General features: G+C 62.7%; 17 protein-coding genes. 7 read left to right on the forward strand and 10 right to left on the reverse strand.

Going from position 1 to position 17,832, the window contains the following annotated elements:
* Nucleotides 1–358: 358 nt before the first annotated feature.
* Nucleotides 359–1,855: a CoA-acylating methylmalonate-semialdehyde dehydrogenase gene (locus ACSQ17_RS05515; protein WP_436067910.1), complete on the reverse strand. Its 1,497-nt coding sequence runs from the start codon at nt 1,853–1,855 to the stop codon at nt 359–361.
* A gap of 106 nt (nt 1,856–1,961) precedes the next feature.
* Entirely contained in the window at nt 1,962–3,308 is a 1,347-nt protein-coding gene (locus ACSQ17_RS05520; protein ID WP_436067911.1) for an aspartate aminotransferase family protein, read from the reverse strand.
* Nucleotides 3,309–3,499: 191 nt separating this feature from the next.
* Here ACSQ17_RS05520 and ACSQ17_RS05525 point away from each other — a divergent pair, with 191 nt between their 5' ends.
* The 4 genes from ACSQ17_RS05525 to ACSQ17_RS05540 all read left to right on the forward strand — a co-directional run bounded on the left by ACSQ17_RS05525 (nt 3,500) and on the right by ACSQ17_RS05540 (nt 6,977).
* Complete coding sequence (locus ACSQ17_RS05525) at nt 3,500–4,417, forward strand: LysR family transcriptional regulator (protein WP_436067912.1); 918 nt, start codon at nt 3,500–3,502, stop codon at nt 4,415–4,417.
* A 241-nt stretch (nt 4,418–4,658) separates the two neighbouring features.
* The gene (locus tag ACSQ17_RS05530) at nt 4,659–5,330 is read left to right on the forward strand and encodes a TetR/AcrR family transcriptional regulator (protein ID WP_436067913.1); all 672 of its coding nucleotides are present in this window, start codon (nt 4,659–4,661) and stop codon (nt 5,328–5,330) included.
* On the forward strand, nt 5,330–5,914 hold the full coding sequence (locus ACSQ17_RS05535) for an IMPACT family protein (protein WP_436067914.1): 585 nt from the start codon (nt 5,330–5,332) through the stop codon (nt 5,912–5,914). Before ACSQ17_RS05530 ends, ACSQ17_RS05535 begins: the two co-directional genes overlap by 1 nt.
* A gap of 115 nt (nt 5,915–6,029) precedes the next feature.
* The gene (locus ACSQ17_RS05540; protein ID WP_436067915.1) at nt 6,030–6,977 is read left to right on the forward strand and encodes an adenosine deaminase; all 948 of its coding nucleotides are present in this window, start codon (nt 6,030–6,032) and stop codon (nt 6,975–6,977) included.
* A gap of 79 nt (nt 6,978–7,056) precedes the next feature.
* Here the strand turns inward: ACSQ17_RS05540 and ACSQ17_RS05545 are convergent, their stop codons facing one another.
* The 8 genes from ACSQ17_RS05545 to ACSQ17_RS05580 all read right to left on the reverse strand — a co-directional run bounded on the left by ACSQ17_RS05545 (nt 7,057) and on the right by ACSQ17_RS05580 (nt 14,391).
* Nucleotides 7,057–7,590 (reverse strand): cytochrome b/b6 domain-containing protein, encoded by a 534-nt coding sequence (locus ACSQ17_RS05545; RefSeq protein WP_233685833.1) that lies wholly within the window; start codon nt 7,588–7,590, stop codon nt 7,057–7,059.
* Nucleotides 7,590–7,856: a PepSY domain-containing protein gene (locus ACSQ17_RS05550; protein ID WP_233685834.1), complete on the reverse strand. Its 267-nt coding sequence runs from the start codon at nt 7,854–7,856 to the stop codon at nt 7,590–7,592. The genes ACSQ17_RS05545 and ACSQ17_RS05550 overlap by 1 nt, the downstream gene beginning before the upstream one ends.
* Before the next feature lie 166 nt (nt 7,857–8,022).
* Nucleotides 8,023–10,119: a TonB-dependent copper receptor gene (locus tag ACSQ17_RS05555; RefSeq protein ID WP_436067916.1), complete on the reverse strand. Its 2,097-nt coding sequence runs from the start codon at nt 10,117–10,119 to the stop codon at nt 8,023–8,025.
* Between the two features lie 81 nt (nt 10,120–10,200).
* Complete coding sequence (locus tag ACSQ17_RS05560; RefSeq protein ID WP_436067917.1) at nt 10,201–10,572, reverse strand: DUF2946 domain-containing protein; 372 nt, start codon at nt 10,570–10,572, stop codon at nt 10,201–10,203.
* Nucleotides 10,573–10,691: 119 nt separating this feature from the next.
* The gene (locus tag ACSQ17_RS05565; RefSeq protein WP_436067918.1) at nt 10,692–11,174 is read right to left on the reverse strand and encodes a copper chaperone PCu(A)C; all 483 of its coding nucleotides are present in this window, start codon (nt 11,172–11,174) and stop codon (nt 10,692–10,694) included.
* An 89-nt stretch (nt 11,175–11,263) separates the two neighbouring features.
* Complete coding sequence (locus tag ACSQ17_RS05570; protein ID WP_436067919.1) at nt 11,264–12,628, reverse strand: PepSY-associated TM helix domain-containing protein; 1,365 nt, start codon at nt 12,626–12,628, stop codon at nt 11,264–11,266.
* A 232-nt stretch (nt 12,629–12,860) separates the two neighbouring features.
* Nucleotides 12,861–13,247: a DUF2946 domain-containing protein gene (locus ACSQ17_RS05575; RefSeq protein ID WP_436067920.1), complete on the reverse strand. Its 387-nt coding sequence runs from the start codon at nt 13,245–13,247 to the stop codon at nt 12,861–12,863.
* Nucleotides 13,248–13,473: 226 nt separating this feature from the next.
* A complete protein-coding gene (locus tag ACSQ17_RS05580) occupies nt 13,474–14,391 on the reverse strand; it encodes a LysR family transcriptional regulator (RefSeq protein WP_436067921.1) in 918 nt (305 codons plus the stop codon).
* A gap of 104 nt (nt 14,392–14,495) precedes the next feature.
* On the opposite strand from ACSQ17_RS05580, the gene ACSQ17_RS05585 reads away from it, so the two are divergent.
* From ACSQ17_RS05585 to ACSQ17_RS05595, 3 genes are all read left to right on the forward strand, one after another.
* Entirely contained in the window at nt 14,496–14,789 is a 294-nt protein-coding gene (locus tag ACSQ17_RS05585) for a putative quinol monooxygenase (RefSeq protein WP_436067922.1), read from the forward strand.
* Nucleotides 14,790–14,799: 10 nt separating this feature from the next.
* Nucleotides 14,800–15,816: a zinc-binding alcohol dehydrogenase family protein gene (locus ACSQ17_RS05590; protein ID WP_436067923.1), complete on the forward strand. Its 1,017-nt coding sequence runs from the start codon at nt 14,800–14,802 to the stop codon at nt 15,814–15,816.
* A 145-nt stretch (nt 15,817–15,961) separates the two neighbouring features.
* Complete coding sequence (locus ACSQ17_RS05595; protein ID WP_436067924.1) at nt 15,962–17,803, forward strand: PAS domain S-box protein; 1,842 nt, start codon at nt 15,962–15,964, stop codon at nt 17,801–17,803.
* Nucleotides 17,804–17,832: the final 29 nt, after the last annotated feature.

Here is a 17,832-nt window from a genome sequence, read left to right on the forward strand (position 1 = left end):
TGAAGTGGGCTGCCCTTGGGAGAGCGGGCTTGCGGGCCAGGAAACCCTGAACCCGCTCACCCAAGGGGTGCCGTAACCTGCGGTCACTGCACCAACGCCGCGCCCGCGCGGCTGGTTTGTTGCGTAAAGCGGTACTGCTCCCCTCGCCCATTTATGGGAGAGGGGCTGGGGGAGAGGGTTGAAAACACCGCAAAGCGGGCAACTGCCCCCTCTCCCTAACCCTCTCCCCAAAGGGGCGAGGGGACTGATCGCATGTACGCGGATGGTCGCGAAAGATCGCCAGCAAGCTGGCTCCTACAGGTCGTCATCCACATCAAAAAAAGGGGGCTGATCCTGCGATCAGCCCCCTGGGTGTTACTTAGCCATTACTCGGGAAGGCGAACTGCGCCGCCTCGTGGCTGGCGCGCTGCGGCCAGCGCTGGGTGATGGCTTTTTTGCGGGTGTAGAAGCGCACACCGTCCGGGCCGTAAGCGTGCAGGTCGCCGAACAGCGAGCGCTTCCAGCCGCCGAAGCTGTGGTAGGCCACCGGCACCGGCAGCGGTACGTTGACGCCGACCATGCCGACTTCGATTTCGTCGCAGAACAGCCGTGCCGCTTCACCGTCGCGGGTGAAGATGCAGGTGCCGTTGCCGTATTCGTGGTCGTTGATCAGCTGCATGGCCGCTTCCAGGCTGCCGACACGAACGATGCACAGCACGGGGCCGAAGATTTCGTCGGTGTAGATGGTCATCTCCGGGGTCACCTTGTCAAACAGGGTGCCGCCGACGAAGAAGCCGTTTTCGTTGCCTGCCACCACCAGGTCGCGACCGTCGACCACCAGGCTTGCGCCCTGGGCCACGCCGGCGTCGATATAGCCTTTGACCTTGTCACGCGCCGCGCCAGTTACCAGCGGGCCCATGTCCAGGCCGCAGGAGGTACCGGCACCGATTTTCAGCGCTTTGATCTGCGGCACGATCTTCTCGACCAGGGCATCGGCGATCTGGTCGCCCACGCACACGGCCACCGAGATGGCCATGCAGCGCTCGCCGCAGGAACCGTAGGCCGCGCCCATCAGTGCGCTGACGGCGTTGTCCAGGTCGGCATCGGGCATCAGCACGGCGTGGTTCTTCGCGCCGCCCAGGGCCTGGACGCGCTTACCGCGCTTGGTGCCTTCGCTGTAGATGTATTCGGCAATTGGCGTGGAGCCGACAAAGCTCAGGGCTTTGACTTCCGGCGCTTCGATCAGCGCATCCACCGCTTCCTTGTCGCCGTGCACCACGTTGAGCACGCCTTTCGGCAGACCAGCCTCGATCAGCAGTTGGGCGATATACAGGGTGGAGCTTGGATCGCGCTCGGACGGCTTGAGGATGAAGCAGTTGCCGCAGACGATGGCCAGCGGGTACATCCACAGCGGCACCATGGCCGGGAAGTTGAACGGGGTGATGCCGGCGACGACGCCGATTGGCTGCAGGTCGCTCCAGGCGTCGATATTCGGGCCGACGTTGCGGCTGTACTCGCCCTTGAGGATTTCCGGGGCAGCGCAGGCGAATTCGACGTTTTCGATACCGCGCTTGAGTTCGCCCACGGCGTCTTCGATGGTCTTGCCGTGCTCTTCGCTGATCAGCTTGGCGATGGTCGCTTCATGTTGCTCCAGCAGTTGCTTGAAACGGAACATCACCTGGGCGCGCTTGGCCGGCGGGGTGTTGCGCCAGGCCGGGAAGGCGCTCTTGGCCGAGTCGATGGCCAGTTGCATGGTGGCGCGGTCGGCCAGGGCAACTTTCTTGGTGGCGGCGCCGGTGGACGGGTTGAACACATCAGCGCTGCGGCCGGTGCCGGCAGTCAGTTCGCCGTGGATCAGGTGGTTAACGATGGTCATGGCAGTTCCTTAATAACGGATCTTGTTTTTGTAGGAGCCAGCTTGCTGGCGATCAGCCTTAAAAGCATCGCCAGCAAGCTGGCTCCTACAGGGAATAGTGTTTGGATTAATCCAGGCTGTTCAGCACATCGCCAACGGCGTTGAACACGGAGTCCAGCTGCTCGGGCGTGGTGTTGAAGGTTGGCCCGAACTGCAGGGTGTCGCCACCGAAGCGCACGTAGAAGCCGGCGTTCCACAGTTTGATGCCGGCCTCGAAGGGGCGAATCACCGGGTCGCCGTCACGCGGGCTGATCTGGATCGCGCCGGCCAGGCCACAGTTGCGGATGTCGATCACGTTCTTGCTGCCTTTGAGGCTGTGCAGCTTGTCTTCAAAGATCGGCGCCAGGGCAGCCGATTGCTCGATCAGGTTGTCGCGCTTGAGCAGTTCCAGGGTCGCCAGGCCGGCGGCGCAGGCAACCGGGTGGCCCGAGTAGGTGTAGCCGTGGCCGAACTCGACCATATGCTCGGGGATCGCCTGGTTCATAAAGGTGTTGTAGATCTCGCTGGAGGCGATCACTGCGCCCAGGGGAATCGCGCCGTTGGTGATCTGCTTGGCGGTGTTCATCAGGTCCGGCACCACGCCGAAGAACTCGGCACCGGTCCACTTGCCCATACGGCCGTAAGCGGTGATCACTTCGTCGAAGATCAGCAGGATGTTGTGCTGGGTGCAGATCTCACGCAGGCGTTGCAGGTAACCGACTGGCGGCACGATCACGCCGGCGGAACCGGACATCGGCTCGACAATCACCGCGGCAATGTTCGAAGCGTCGTGCAGTTCGATCAGTTTCAGTAGTTCGTTGGCCAGCTCCACACCGCCGGTGGCCGCCATGCCCTTGGTGAAGGCCAGGTGCGACTGCAAGGTGTGCGGCAGGTGGTCGGCGTCCATCATCTGGCCGAACATCTTGCGGTTACCGCCAATGCCGCCCAGCGAGGTGCCGGCGATGTTCACGCCGTGGTAGCCACGGGCACGGCCGATAAATTTGGTTTTGCTCGGTTGGCCTTTCAGACGCCAGTAGGCACGGGCCATCTTCACCGAGGTGTCGGCGCACTCGGAGCCGGAGTCGGTGTAGAACACGTGGTCGAGGCCGGCGGGGGTCAGCTCGGTGATTTTCTCGGCCAACTGATAGGACAGCGGGTGGCCGTATTGGAAGCCCGGCGCGTAATCCAGGGTGCCCAGTTGCTTGGCCACGGCTTCCTGAATTTCTTTGCGGTTGTGCCCGGCGCCACAGGTCCACAGGCCGGACAGGCTGTCGAACACGCGGCGGCCCTTGTCGTCGATAAAGTAGTTGCCGTCGGCGCCGACGATCAGACGCGGGTCGCGCTTGAAGTTGCGGTTGGCGGAAAACGGCATCCAGTGCGCATCCAGCTTGAGCTGGCTGGCGAGGGACGGGACTTCGGTCTGCGGCATGTTCATGGTGCGGCCTCGCGGATGGGCGACTGAGCGATGTGAGTACCGTGGGAGGGGCTTTAGCCGCGAGGCTCAACAGCTGTCGCGGCTGAAGCCCCTCCCACAGAGAAAGCGAATCTGTTGCCAGCAAAGGTGCCACGGGCTTAGAGTCAGGAAAACATGACTCTTCATATCTTTAGTTAACCGGTTACTAAACAATGAGCACCCGCCGCCCCGACCCGCTGGCCCAGGTCAGTGACTTTGATATTCGCCTGCTCAAGCTGTTTCGCAGCGTGGTGGAATGCGGTGGTTTCTCCGCCGCCGAAAGCGCCTTAGGGGTTGGCCGCTCGGCAATCAGCCAACAGATGAGCGACCTGGAACAACGCCTCGGCCTGCGTCTGTGCCAGCGCGGCCGCGCCGGCTTTGCCCTGACTGAAGAAGGCCGCGAGGTGTACCAGAGCACCCAGCAGTTGCTGGCGGCGCTGGAGAGTTTTCGCACCGAGGTCAACGGCCTGCACCAGCACCTGCGCGGCGAGCTGAATATCGGCCTGACCGACAACCTGGTGACGGTGCCGCATATGCGCATCACCAACGCCCTGGCACGCCTGAAGGAACGCGGCCCGGACGTGCATATCAACATCCGCATGACGCCGCCCAGCGAGGTCGAGCAAGGCGTGCTCGACGGCCGCCTGCATATCGGCGTGGTGCCGCAGACCGTGGCGTTGTCCGGGCTGGACTACCAGGCGCTGTACGACGAGCGCTCGCTGCTCTACTGCGCAGTCGGCCACCCGTTGTTCTATGTCGATGATCAGCAGCTGGAGGACGCGCGGCTGAACGCTCAGGAGGCCATCGCCCCGACCTTCCGCCTGCCGCCCGAGGTGCAGAGCCACTACCAGGCACTCAACTGCACGGCCAGCGCCTCGGACCGCGAAGGCATGGCTTTCCTGATTCTCACCGGGCGCTATATCGGTTACCTGCCCGACCACTACGCCCAGGCCTGGTTGCAGCAAGGCCGCCTGCGCGTACTCAAACCGGCCAGCCGCTTCTACGACATCAGCCTGGCCTCGGTGACGCGCAAAGGCCGCCGCCCGCACCTGGTGCTGGAGAGCTTTCTGCAAGCCCTGGCTGAAGGTTGAAACGTCGCCCGTAGCCCGGATGCAATCCGCGAGCGGATGTGTGGCAGTTCAGCGCCCCAGATTAGCTCCGGGCTACGCAACCGGCCTGCGGGTTATCACGCGCCGTTTTTCGCACAAAGACAGTGCATTACGCCCGTAAAATGGCGCTTGTAACGCTTTTTCCGCCCCTTACGCTTGTCACCTCGGCGGCGCTGGGGTATCAGTGCAGGCGTCCGAAAACCTGACCCCTGCGGAACCGCCCATGACTGTTGAAGTACTTGCGCACCGAGCCGATCCGAACAACAAACCTGCCGGCCGGATTCGGCAGAAAAACGAAGAGGCGATCATCAAGGCCGCCGAGGAAGAGTTCGCCCGCCACGGCTTCAAAGGCACCAGCATGAACACCATCGCGCAGAACGTTGGCCTGCCCAAGGCCAACCTGCACTACTACTTCAGCAACAAGCTGGGGCTGTATCAGGCGGTGCTGGTGAACATCCTTGAGCTGTGGGACAACACCTTCAACAACCTGACCGTGGACGACGACCCAGCCGAGGCGCTGGCTGCGTATATCCGCGCCAAGATGGAATTCTCCCGCCGTCACCCGAAAGCTTCGCGCATCTATGCCATGGAAGTGATCAGCGGTGGCGAGCACCTTTCACAGATGCTCAATCAGGATTACCAAGCCTGGTTCCGTGGCCGCGCTGCGGTGTTCGCCGCCTGGAGCGCGGCCGGCAAGATGGACCCTGTGGACCCGGTGCACCTGATCTTCCTGCTGTGGAGCAGCACCCAGCATTACGCCGACTTTGCTTCGCAGATCTGCCGCGTCACCGGCCGCTCGCGCCTGGTAAAAGCCGATTACGAAGAAGCCGCCGAACAACTGATCGCCATCATCCTCAAAGGCTGCGGCCTGACTCCGCCTGCCAAAGACGTCTGATGCCCTTCACCCTGCTCGGCCCTTGCGAGTACCGCGAGGAGATTCGCAAAAGCCGCTTTATCACCCTCGCCGCGCCGGTTGCCAGCGCGGCCGAGGCGCTGGCGTTTATCACCGCGCACAGCGATGCCAGCGCCAGCCATAACTGCTGGGCCTGGAAGGTAGGGGCGCAATACCGTTTCAGTGACGACGGCGAACCCGGCGGCACCGCAGGCCGGCCAATCCTCGCTGCCATCGAAGCCCAGGAGATGGACCAGGTGGCGGTGCTGGTAGTCCGCTTTTACGGCGGCATCCAGTTAGGCACCGGTGGCCTGGCACGCGCCTATGGCGGCAGCGCCAATAAGTGTCTGCAAAGTGCCCCGCGCCGCGAGCTGATCGCCCGCGAGTCTTATCACTGCCATTGCCTGTTTGCCGAACTGCCACTGCTCAAGGCGCGCTTGGCAGAACTCGACTGCCTGCTGGAGAACGAAAGCTACGACGCCACCGGAGCCGAATTGCACCTGGCCCTCCCCGCGTCCCGCGCGGCCGAACTGCAACGGCTGCTGGCGGATATCAGCCGTGGACGCATTGCGTTGCAGCCGCTGTAGAGCCAGTCGCGGCTAAAGCCCCTCCCACAAGTAGCGCATCGCCCTACCGATTCGGCGAAATCCTGTCCTAGCGGTTAAACTTTGTCGCGACCCCGCCTGATAACGAGATCTGACCATGTACGACTGGCTCAATGCCCTGCCCAAGGCCGAACTGCACCTGCACATTGAGGGCTCGCTGGAGCCCGAGTTGCTGTTTGCCCTGGCCGAGCGCAACAAGATCAAACTGCCCTGGAATGACGTTGAAGCGCTGCGCAGCGCTTATGCCTTCAACAACCTGCAGGAATTTCTCGACCTGTATTACGCCGGTGCCGATGTACTGCGCACCGAGCAGGACTTTTACGACCTGACCTGGGCCTACCTGCAAAAGTGCAAGGCGCAGAACGTCATCCACACCGAGCCGTTCTTCGACCCGCAGACCCACACCGACCGTGGCATTCCCTTCGAGGTGGTGCTGCGCGGGATCAAGCAGGCGCTGGTCAATGGCGAGAAACAACTGGGCATCAGCCACGGTTTGATCCTGAGCTTTCTGCGCCATCTGTCCGAGGAAGAAGCCTTCAAGACCCTGGAGCAGGCCAGGCCGTTTCGCGATGCGTTTATCGCCGTCGGCCTGGACAGCTCGGAGATGGGCCACCCGCCGCGCAAGTTCCAGCGCGTGTTCGACAAGGCACGCAGCGAGGGTTACCTGACTGTCGCTCACGCGGGCGAGGAAGGCCCGCCCGAATACATCTGGGAAGCCCTGGACCTGTTGAAGATCGAGCGCATCGACCACGGCGTGCGCGCCATCGAAGACGAGCGCCTGATGCAGCGCATCATCGATGAGCAGATCCCGCTGACCGTCTGCCCGCTGTCCAACACCAAGCTCTGCGTGTTCGACGACATGCGCCAGCACAACATCCTGCAGATGCTCGAACGCGGGGTGAAGGTGACGGTGAACTCGGACGACCCGGCCTACTTTGGCGGCTACGTCACTGAGAACTTCGCGGCTCTGTATGACAGCCTGAACATGACCCAGGAACAGGCCAAGCGCCTGGCGCAGAACAGCCTGGATGCACGATTGGTCTGAGGCTGAAAGTCGCCGCTAAAGCGCCTCCCACAGCGCATACACTCTGTGGGAGGGGCTTTAGCCGCGACAGATATAAACCTTAGTGATCCAGCTTGCGCCGCTTGCCGGTGACCATCGACAGCGGCAGGTTTTCTTTCAGGCGGTAGCTTTCAAACAGCGCCGCTGCGATGTGCAGGCCCACCAGGGCCATCAGCCCATCGGCGCAGAATTCATGGATCTGCAACGGCAGATCAGCGCCCCAGAAGTAATCGACCTCCTCCATCAGAAAGCCGGTCACGCCCAGGCCGAGCATCAGCAGCATCATGCCGATCATCACCAGGCCGCCCAGCGGGGAATGCCCCATGCGGTGGTAATCACGCCCGCTGAATAATGCCCGTAGGTGTTCGGCCAGGCGCGCCCGGGTCGGCCAGAAGTCCGCCCAGCGCGCTGCCGGTGTACCGATAAAACCCCACACCAGGCGAATCGCCAACCAGGCCACGGCGTAGTAACCGAACCAGCGGTGCCAGTTCTCGCCCTCTTCGGTGAAGAAGTAATTGGCCAGGAAAGCGCTCGCCAGAGACCAGTGGAACAGCCTGACCAGCGGGTCCCACAGGCGTGTGGTGGCAGTGTTCATCAGCCTTCAACACCGCCTTTGATGGCCTTGCCAGTGACCGGATCGAAGTAGATTTCGACCTTCTTGCCTTCTTTGTTGAAGCCGTAGATTTCGTAGCAGTTGCCGCCGGTCACTTTGAACTTCTTGATCTCGTAGCCCTGGGCTTTTAGGTCAGCCTGGAATTTGTCCTGATCCTGCCACTGCGCCTTGTCGGCGGTGGTGCATTGGGTGGCGGCGAAGGTCAGCGGGCTGGCCAGAACCAGAGACAACAGAAGCAGTTTGCGCATGATGAAGTCCTCGTAATGCAGGGGAAGTTGTGTGTCTGCGAGGACTACTTTCGCGCTTGAACCTTAAGGCTGTATTAGCCCGCACAAATTCATCGCGCGGATGTGGGAGGGGCTTTAGCGCGACTCAAAAAGCTCGCGGCTAAAGCCCTTCCCACAACTGGACACATCAGAAGTCGAAATCGACCTTGGCCCAGAGGGTGCGGCCTGGCTCGTCGATACGGCTTTCGGCCGGGAAGCCGAAACCGGCATCACCGCCCAGGTTGAGGTGCTCGGCGTATTGCTTGTCGAGCAGGTTATCCACCCCGGCGCTGAGCTTGACCTGCTCGCTGACGCGGTAGGCGCCATTGAGCGAGAGCACGCCGAAACCGGCGCTGTCGCCAAAGTCCTGCCCCACCACATTGCCGCGTCCATCTGCGATGCGGCCCTGGCCATCGACCACTCGCCACAGCGCGCCGACGCTCCAGTCATCACGCTGATAGGTCAGGCCCAGGCGTGCTTCCAGCGGCGGCATCTGCGGCAGCGCTTCGCCGTCACTGCTGTTCTTGCCCCAGGCATAGGCCAGGGTGGCATCGGTTTTCCAGTTGCTCGTCAGGTCATACGCCACCCCCAACTCGCCGCCCATGATTCGCGCATCGACGTTGTCGGCCTGGGTGCTCATGCCGCGGTAGTCAAACAGGATGTAGTCACGCACCTGGCCGACATAAGCCGAGGCCCAGGCCTGCAGGGCGTCACCATTGTACTGGATACCGACATCCAGCTGGGTGGTCTTCTCCGGCTGGATGCCGTCGAAGGCATTGTCTGCGCCAGCCGGCCCATTGAGCCCGGCGGAGAACAACTCCCAGTAATCGGGGAAGCGCTGCACATGGCCGATGCCGGCATAGACGGTGGTCGGCGAGCCGGACAGGTCATGCTCGTAGCGCACAAAGCCGCTCGGTAGGGTATCGGCGCGAGTCTCGCCCGCCGTCGGGTTGGGTGTGGTCATGCCCATCATGTTGCTGAAGTTTGGCCGGTAATCCTTGGCCGAGGCGCGATCCAGGCGTGCGCCGGAGATCAGCCGGTCACGCTCGGCCAGACGCCAGGTGGCTTCGGCGAACATGCCGTAGTTGTGCATCAGTGCGTCCTTGTCCCAGGGGAAGCGATCAGCATCGACATAGGGCATGCCCATCATGCCGCCGCCGGAACTGCGCTGGCGGTGTTCGCTGCGCTGCGCATCGACGCCGGTGATCAGCTCGACCTCCTGCCACTGCCAGGTGGCGGCCAGACGCGCGCCCAGGGTGCGGCGATCCACCTGGGCGGCCATCGGACCAGGCATCATGCTGTTTGGATCGGGCATGCGCAGGCGGAAGTTGTCCATGATGTGGTCGGCGTAGTTGTAGTAGACCTTGGCCTCGACCTTATCCAGCACACCGCCGAGGTTGCTGCGCTCCATGCGCAGGCCCAGGCTTTCACGCTGGAACTGGGTACCGTCCATGCCACGGCCACCATAGCGCGCCTCGCCATCGCCACGACCGGCTGTGAGTTCAATCAGCGTATCGGCATCGGGCGTCCAACCCAGGGCCACGTCGCCGTTCCATTTGTCCCAACGCGAGGGGATGGTGTCGCCGTTACCGTTGTCGTAATCGTCCGAGTGCGAGCGGTTACCGGTCACCCGCAGGTAACCCTGCTCGCCGCCCACAGCACCATCCAGAGTCTGGTCGAAACGGCCGTTGGAGCCCGCCAGCACGCTGGCATGCAGACGCGCGCCCAGTTCGCCGAAACGCTCCGGCTCACGCTCAAAGCGCACCACACCGGCCGAGGCACCTGGGCCCCAGATCACCGTTTGCGGGCCTTTGCTCACGGTCAGCCGGTCAAAGGTTTCCGGCGAGATATACGAGCTGGGCGCATCCATCCGGCCCGGGCAGGCTCCGAGCATCTGCCCGCCGTCGGTAAGCAGCAGCAAGCGCGAGCCGAACATGCCGCGCAGCACCGGATCACTGTTGCTGCCGCCGCTGCGAATCGCGGAAAAACCGGGGATGGTCTTTAGGTAATCGGCGGCGTCACTGGCCGGCACCGGCTGGCGCGGGTCCTTGGGGTCGGCCACCACAGTCAGTGGCGAGCTTTGCTGCACAGCGGTGACCACCGAGGGCGGCAATTGCAGCGCTGGCTGCTCCGGGTCGTGTTCAGTGGGTTGCGCGGCATGCGCCTGAGCGGCCAACAGCAAGCCGACGCACAGCGGCGCGAGACGAAAAGGTGCAGCGCTGATCAAAAGCGAACGAGTAGACATAGGTATTCCAGAATCGAGACAAAACCAGGAAATGGCCGATGCCGCTCAACGGCACCAGCACAGGCAACAGGGCAATGGCGATCAGGAATAGGCAGGCGGTGCGCGGCTGCGCGAACCGGGGAAAATGGCCGAGCGGGCAACCCCGCTGCGCACCGGCGCGATATGCCGATCCGCAGTCGCAACGGCTGTCAGGCCTAACGTCGGGCTGGCACAGCCGGTGGCCGGGCTGTTGAGCAACAGAGTGCAATAACCGCACTTGGCCCACAGCGCGTCGTGATCCAGTGGGCTGTCATGGCTACCGGCATGCTCCCCACAAGCCAGTTCCGTCAGCCAGGCCGGTTCGGCAGGCTGACTGAGCTGCGACCCCAACGGCCCGAGACTGAGCAACAGCATGGCCAACAGGGCCAGCCAGCTTGCGCGGTAATGGGCGGTGAAGGAGCGTTCAGGGGGCATCACGACAACTCAATAATTGCGCGCCGAGTATGGGTAATGGCCGGCGCAGAACGGCTGATGCAGATCAATCTGCGTAACGTGCAACCGCCCTGCGGCATCGCCGCAGGACGCTGCTCGACTCAGTGCGCGTGGCCTTCACCGTGGGCCTTTTCAGCTTCAGGCGCATCCTTGTGCACGGCAATGTCCACATCGACCTTGCCGGCCTTCTCGAAGGTAAGGGTCAGCGGGAAGCGCTCGCCGTCCTTGGCCTGCTGTTTCAGGTTGAACAGCATGACGTGGTAGCCCATCGGTTCGAACTTCACCTCGCCACCGGCAGGAATGGCCACGCTCTGTACCTGCTGCATCTTCATCAGGCCATCGGCGTGAATATGCTCGTGCAGCTCGGCCTTGCCTGCCACTGGGGTGCTGACGCTGAGCAGGCGGTCGGCTTCGGCGCCCTTGTTGTGCACCACGAAATAGGCCGCAGCGGTGGGTGCTACGGCCGGCATTTCCCGCGACCAAGGGTGGGCGATGTGCAATTCACCAGCGGTGTATTCGTGGGCACTGGCGAACAGGCTCGGGCTCAGCAGCACGGCGATCAGCAGGGTCTTTTTCAGCAGCATGGTATTCCTCCAAAGGTGGACTGGCTGTCCATAACAAATGTTGTAACGCGAAGCCTTGGCGCGGACCAAGCCCGCGCCGGTTATTCCATTCAGCCGTTGACCAGGCGCTGCTTAGGCAGGCGCGAGAGCAGCAGCCAATCCAACGCCCAGATCAGCAGCAGGGACGCGCCCACCAGCGGGAAGGCCGCGCCGAGCAGGCCCATGATCACAATTGCGGTTTTCCAACGTGGCAGGTCGTGGCGTAGCGGCGGCACGCCGAGCTTGCCGCTCGGCCGGCGTTGCCACCACATGATCAGGCCGCTGATCGCGCTCAGCAGCACCAGCAGGCAGACCGCGAACATCAGCAACTGGTTTACCAGGCCGAACAGCTTGCCCTCATGCAGCATGACCCCGGTTTCCACGGTTTTCGCCACCACGCCGTAATCCTTCCAGCGCACGTCGGCGAGCACTGCACCGCTGTACTGATCAATATGCAGGGTGGCGTCGTTACGGGGGTCGGCGGCGAACAGGGCGATGCTGTAGACCCCGGTTTCACCTTTCGGCAGGGTGATGCTGTAACCCGGCTGTACGCCACGCTCGGCCGCGGTGTCGACCACGTACTGCAGCAGGTTGGCCGGGGCGGCAGGCGTCTCGGCAGTGGCATGGCCGTTATGCGCGGCATGTGGATCGGAGGCCGGCAGCGGCGTGGTTTCCACGGCCCAGGCCACGGTCTGCTGGCTGCTGGTGTTGAGGCTGCCGGTGAGCTTGCCGGACTGCGGCACGTCGTCCCACATCGCGGCCGGGAAGTGGTTCCAGGCGCCGGCAAACTGTGCCCCCCAGAAGCCGGTCCAGGTCATGCCAGTGAGCAGCATAAACAGCAACAGCAGCGAGCCCCAGAACCCGGTGACCGCATGCAAGTCACGCCACAGCAAACGCCCACGGGCACTCAGCCTTGGCCACAGCACGCCCGCACCGGAACGCCCGCGCGGCCACCACAGGTACAGGCCGGAGACCACCAGCACGATGCCCCAGCCGGCGGCCAGTTCGATCAACCGATCGCCCAAGGTGCCGACCATCAGATCACCATGCAGCTGACGGGCGATGGCCTGCAGATTGAGCTGCGCATCCTGGCTGCCGAGAATCCTGGCGCTGTAGGGGTCAACAAACACATTAAGGCTCTGGCCCTCAGCCTCCAGCACAAACTGCGCACTGCGCTCGGCGTTCAGCGGCGGCAGGTACTGGCTGATGCTCGCCTGCGGATACGCCTGGCGCACCAACGCCAACTGCTGATCCGCCGAGATCGCCTGCTCGGCAGGCGTGACCTGCAGCAGCTCGGCATACATCAGCTGGTCAAGTTGTGGCTTGAACAGGTAGATGATGCCGGTGACCGAGAGCAGGATCAGAAACGGAATCACAAACAGCCCGGCATAGAAATGCCAGCGCCAGGCCAGGTTGTAGAACGAGACTTTATTCATCCCCAGCTCCTCGCAGGCTCATCAACGAGGTGCGCCGGCCGCTGTTCAGCGGTGTTTGCAGGCATTGTTGCGCACGGCGAAAAACGCCTGCACGGACAGATGTATAACCCATGGACTTCCCCAATTTCGGTTTATCGGGTGCCACCTGGACAAGGCCTCAGGCACCGATAAGCGCAATTTTTATCTGCGTTCAGGTAATGCACGCTGGCCATGACGTGGCCACGAGAACAACTCAAACCAGAGCAGGGGATGCGCGGGGATTGGCCGAGGGCCAGAGGTAGCGAACAGGTCGCGGGGTGAAGAAGAACGTCAGCAGGGGCGCGCGACTGGGGGCCAACAGGCCCAGCAGGCCGAAGAACGCCGCCAGGATAATCGCGCTGAAGGTGGAACTCAGGGAACAGCCGGAACCGGTGGCAGGATTGGGTGCCACCACACCGGAGCCTTCCAGATCCGCGCCGGCACCGAAGTTGCCCTCAAAGGAGCAGTACTGGCTGCTCAAGCCGCTGAGCTGCAGGCCGGCCATCTGCCCGTGACCGATACTGCAGGCGAACGCACTGAACAGAACGCTGAAATACAGCATCCAGGCCAGCAGGCGACGGTCAGTACGGGTCATTTTCATGGGGCGCGACTCTAGCATTGCTCCGGGGCGCATATAACAAAGCGGCACTGCGATGGATTGCCGCAGCGCGCTGGCGGCAATCTTAGCAGACCGTTGGAAAATGTTGGCGAGGACGCCGAGACAAGGCAAAAACAAGCGAGGAAGCGGAATGTACGAGCTGTACCTGAGCATTCCGAGTCTGTTTTTAACGCAGTATCGGCGACGTAGGTAGTTTTCCAACGGTCTGCTAGTTCGGCCAGGGTGCTTGCGCCAACAACTCCGCGCAGCGTGCTTGTACGAACTCACGCAGCAAGAGCACCGGTTTGCTCAGTTGTGCGCGATGCGCGCAGATCAGGTTGAGCGGTGTCGGCTCACCGCGCAGCTCAGGTAGCAGCACCTGGAGCCGTCCGGCACCTACATCACCGGCCACATCCAGCCAGGATTTGTAGACCAGCCCGGCACCGCTGACCGCCCAGCGCCGCACCACGTCGGCATCGTCACTGACCCGGTCGCCCTTGACGCTGATGCCCTGCTCGCGCTTGCCATCGCTGAAGCGCCAGCGGTCATGCAGCCGCCCGCCGAGCATATAGAGCAGGCAGTTGTGCTCGATCAGTTCATCGACCGTTTGCGGCGTTCCGTGCTTATGCAGGTAGTGCGGTGCGGCGCACAGCACGCGGCGGTTGGACGCGGCCACTGGCAAGGCGACCAGGCTGGAGTCCTCTGGTGCGCCGTAGCGCAGGGCAATATCCACTGGCTCGCGAAACAGATCGGCCACGCGATCGCCCAGCAGCAGACGCAGCTGCACGTGCGGATGCGCCTGCTGAAATTCATCCAGCCAGGGCAGCAAGGTATTGCGGCCGAAATCCGAAGGGGCAGACAGCTGCAACGGCCCGCTGATACCGACTTTGCTGCCGGCCAGTTGCTGCCGGCCATCATCCAGACTCTGCAAGGCCAGGCGCGCATGGCCGAGAAACAGCTCGCCCTCGGGTGTCAGGCGCAGGCTGCGGGTGGAGCGGCTGAACAGCCGTGCTTCCAGTTGCTGCTCCAGGCGTTTGAGCGCGGCGCTGGCCACCGCCGGGGAAATATCCAGACGCCGCGCGGCCGCCGACAGATTGCCCAGGTCAGCGGTGGTGACAAACAACTGCAGGTCATCAAAACGCAGCATGGCGACTCATTTTCAAAAAAGTATTGAAAGAGACTCTAGTAGCCGCCGGTTTTTCTCGTCAATCAAATAACCGAGCATGTGCAGCACTTGAACCGGAGTCCACCATGACCACGCCATTGACCTTGATTGCCACCCTCACCGCGCGCCCCGGCCATGCCGAGGCGGTTGAAGTCGGTCTGCGCCAGCTGGTGCCGCCCAGCCAGGCCGAAGCCGGTTGCCTGCAATACAACCTGCATCGCCATCAGGAGCACCCCAACCGATTCATCATGGTTGAGCAATGGCAGGACGCCGCCGCTCTCAGCGCACACCAGCAGACCGCCCACTTTCTGCACTTCGGCGAAACCTGCGGCAACTTGCTGGAACAGGTCGATCATCAACTGATGCAACGCATTGTCTAAGGAGCACTTCATGAAAGCTGTCGCCTATTACCACTCCCTGCCCGCCGACCACGCCGACGCCCTGCAGGATGTTGACCTGCCGACTCCAACCCCCGGTCCGCGCGATCTGCTGGTCGAGGTCAAGGCCATTTCAGTCAACCCGGTGGATACCAAAATCCGCCGTAACGTCGCCCCAACCGACGGCGACGCCAAGGTGCTGGGCTGGGATGCCAGCGGTATCGTCAAAGCGGTGGGCAGCGAAGTCAGCCTGTTCCAGCCGGGCGACCGGGTGTATTACGCCGGGGCGATCAACCGTGCCGGGGCCAACAGCGAACTGCACGTGGTGGATGAGCGCATCGTCGGGCATATGCCCAACAGCCTGCCATTTGCCGAAGCCGCCGCCCTGCCGCTGACCGCGATCACCGCCTGGGAACTGCTCTTCGAGCGCCTGCAGATCACCCAGGGCAACGCCGATCAGGGCCAGAGCCTGCTGATCGTCGGCGCTGCCGGTGGCGTCGGTTCGGTGCTGGTGCAGCTGGCCCGTCAACTGACCGGTCTGACCGTGATCGGCACCGCCTCCCGTCCGGAAACCCAAGCCTGGGTTCGCGAACTGGGCGCGCACCATGTGATCGACCATCGTCAGCCACTGAGTGAAGAGCTGAAACGCATCGGTATCAATCAGGTGACTCACGTCGCCAGCCTGACCCAGACCGATCAGCACTTCGCTCAACTGGTTGAAGCCCTGGCACCGCAAGGCCGTCTGGCATTGATCGATGACCCGGAGCAGCCACTGGACATCATGCAGCTCAAGCGCAAAAGCCTGTCGCTGCACTGGGAGCTGATGTTTACCCGCTCGCTGTTCGAGACCGCCGACATGATCGAGCAGCATCACCTGCTCAATCGGGTGGCCGAACTGGTGGATGCCGGCACCCTGCGCACGACCCTGGGTGAGCATTTCGGCAGCATCAATGCCGCCAACCTGCGCCGCGCCCATGCCCTGTTGGAGAGCGGTACAGCCAAGGGCAAGATCGTTCTCGAGGGGTTCTAGCCTCGCCGTAATGACGGCGGTTCAGCAGGCTGCTTTTTCACAGCCCGACCTGCATTAGACCAAGGGCCAGCTAGACTCACAGCAGCGCCTGCTGCAGTGTGCTGGCCCCATTCTCCTCGATCTATTTAGCCATTGGCGGTAAGGGATGCGACCCGATCTTCAAGGCTCACTGCGCCTGGCCGGCGTATATACCCTGTTCAGTTCGCTGTGGATCTTCGGCAGCGATTACCTGCTGTATGCGCTGATCAGAAACGAAACGTTGCTGACTGAACTACAAACCGTCAAAGGTCTTGTGTTTGTGCTGCTCAGTACCGGGCTGATTTTTTTCGTCAGCTACCGTGACCGCCAGGCGCAGAGCCAGTTGCTGGCCGAACTCACACACAGCAGCCAGTTACTCAAGCAGGCCCAGCGCAATGCCGCGCTCGGCAGCTGGGAATACCGCGACGGCTTTCACTGGAGCCCGGAGGCCCTGAGCCTGCTCGGGCGCAGCGCAGATGATGCGCAGGGCAGCCTGGAGCAACTGCTGAGCTGGCTGCATCCAGCCGACCGTGCCGCTGCCCAGCGTGCCATGCAGGCCCTGTTACAAGAGCAAATCAGCCTGAGTGTCAGCGCCCGCCTATTGCAGCCCAATCAGCCACAGAGCACCTGGCTGATGCTGCGCGGTGAGTTCGACAGCAGCGGCAAGATCCTCGGCACCCTGCAGAACATCAGCACGCAAAAACGCGATGAAAGCGCCCTGCGTGAGAGTGAACAGCGCTTTCGCCAACTGTTCGAACAGACCCCGCGTATTGCCGTGCAGGGCTACGACCGCGAACGCCGGGTGATTTACTGGAACCAGGCCAGCACCCAGCTCTATGGCTATGCCGTGCACGAGGTCATGGGGCGCCGCCTGGAAGAGTTGATTGTGCCGCCCCAGTCGCGCAGCAAGGTCGTCAGCAACATCACCCTGTGGCAACTCGGCGGGCCGCCCATTGCGGCGGCGGAAATCCAGCTACAGCACAAGGACGGCAGCCTGGTCTGGGTCTATTCCAGTCACCTGATGCTGCGCAACAGTCTCGATCAGCTGGAGCTTTACTGCGTCGATATCGACCTGACCGAACAGAAGAAGACGGACAGCGAATTGCAGGTCAGCGAAAGTCGTTACCGCTCCCTGGTGGAGCACCTGGGCGATGCGATTTTCATCACCAACAACGCCGACCAGCTGAGTTTCCTCAACCCGGCCTGGGAGCAGATCAGCGGCTATGCGCTGCATGAAAGCCTCGGTAGCCCGCTGCAACGCTTTATGCCAGAGCTGGGTCAGGTGCCGCTGAACCAGCAGTTACAGGCGCTACGCAAGGGTGAGCTGGACAACCTGCGCCTGGAGTGTCAGCTGCTGACGCGTGGCGGTCAGGTGCGCCGGGTCGAGTTGCAGCTCAACTTCAGCCCGCTGGAACAGGGCCTGCACGGCAGCCTGCGCGATGTGCATGAACGCCACCAGGCGCAACAACTGCAACAGGCGCGCAACGCCGTACTCGATGAGCTGCTGGGGCTGCATCCGCTGCACAGCATCCTGGCCGGCATCACCCGCCGCCTGGAAAGCCTGCAACCGCAGATGCGCGTCTCCATCATGCTGCTCGACGAGCATCAGCGCCTGCATATCGGTGCCGCGCCGAGCCTGCCGGAAGCCTATAGCCAGGCCATCGACGGCATCCCGGCAGAGCTGGAAGTCGGCTCCTGCGGGCATGCTGCCAGCAGTGGCGAGTTGGTGATTGCCGAAGACCTCAGCCAACACCCCTACTGGAAAGATTACCGGGCTCACGCCCTGGCTTCGGGGCTGCGGGCCTGCTGGTCGCTACCGTTCAAGGATGACAACGGCCAGGTGCTGGGCACCTTTGGCATCTACTACCCGCAACCGACGCGCCCTAGCGCTGCCGACATTGCCCTGGTCACAGAATTCACCCGCCTGGCCGGCCTGGCCGTGCAGTTCAGCGCCACCACGGTGAGCTGATCAGACCAACGGCGCGGCAGCCGTCATTG

This window comes from Pseudomonas sp. LjRoot71 (assembly GCF_964253255.1).
Taxonomy (GTDB): domain Bacteria; phylum Pseudomonadota; class Gammaproteobacteria; order Pseudomonadales; family Pseudomonadaceae; genus Aquipseudomonas.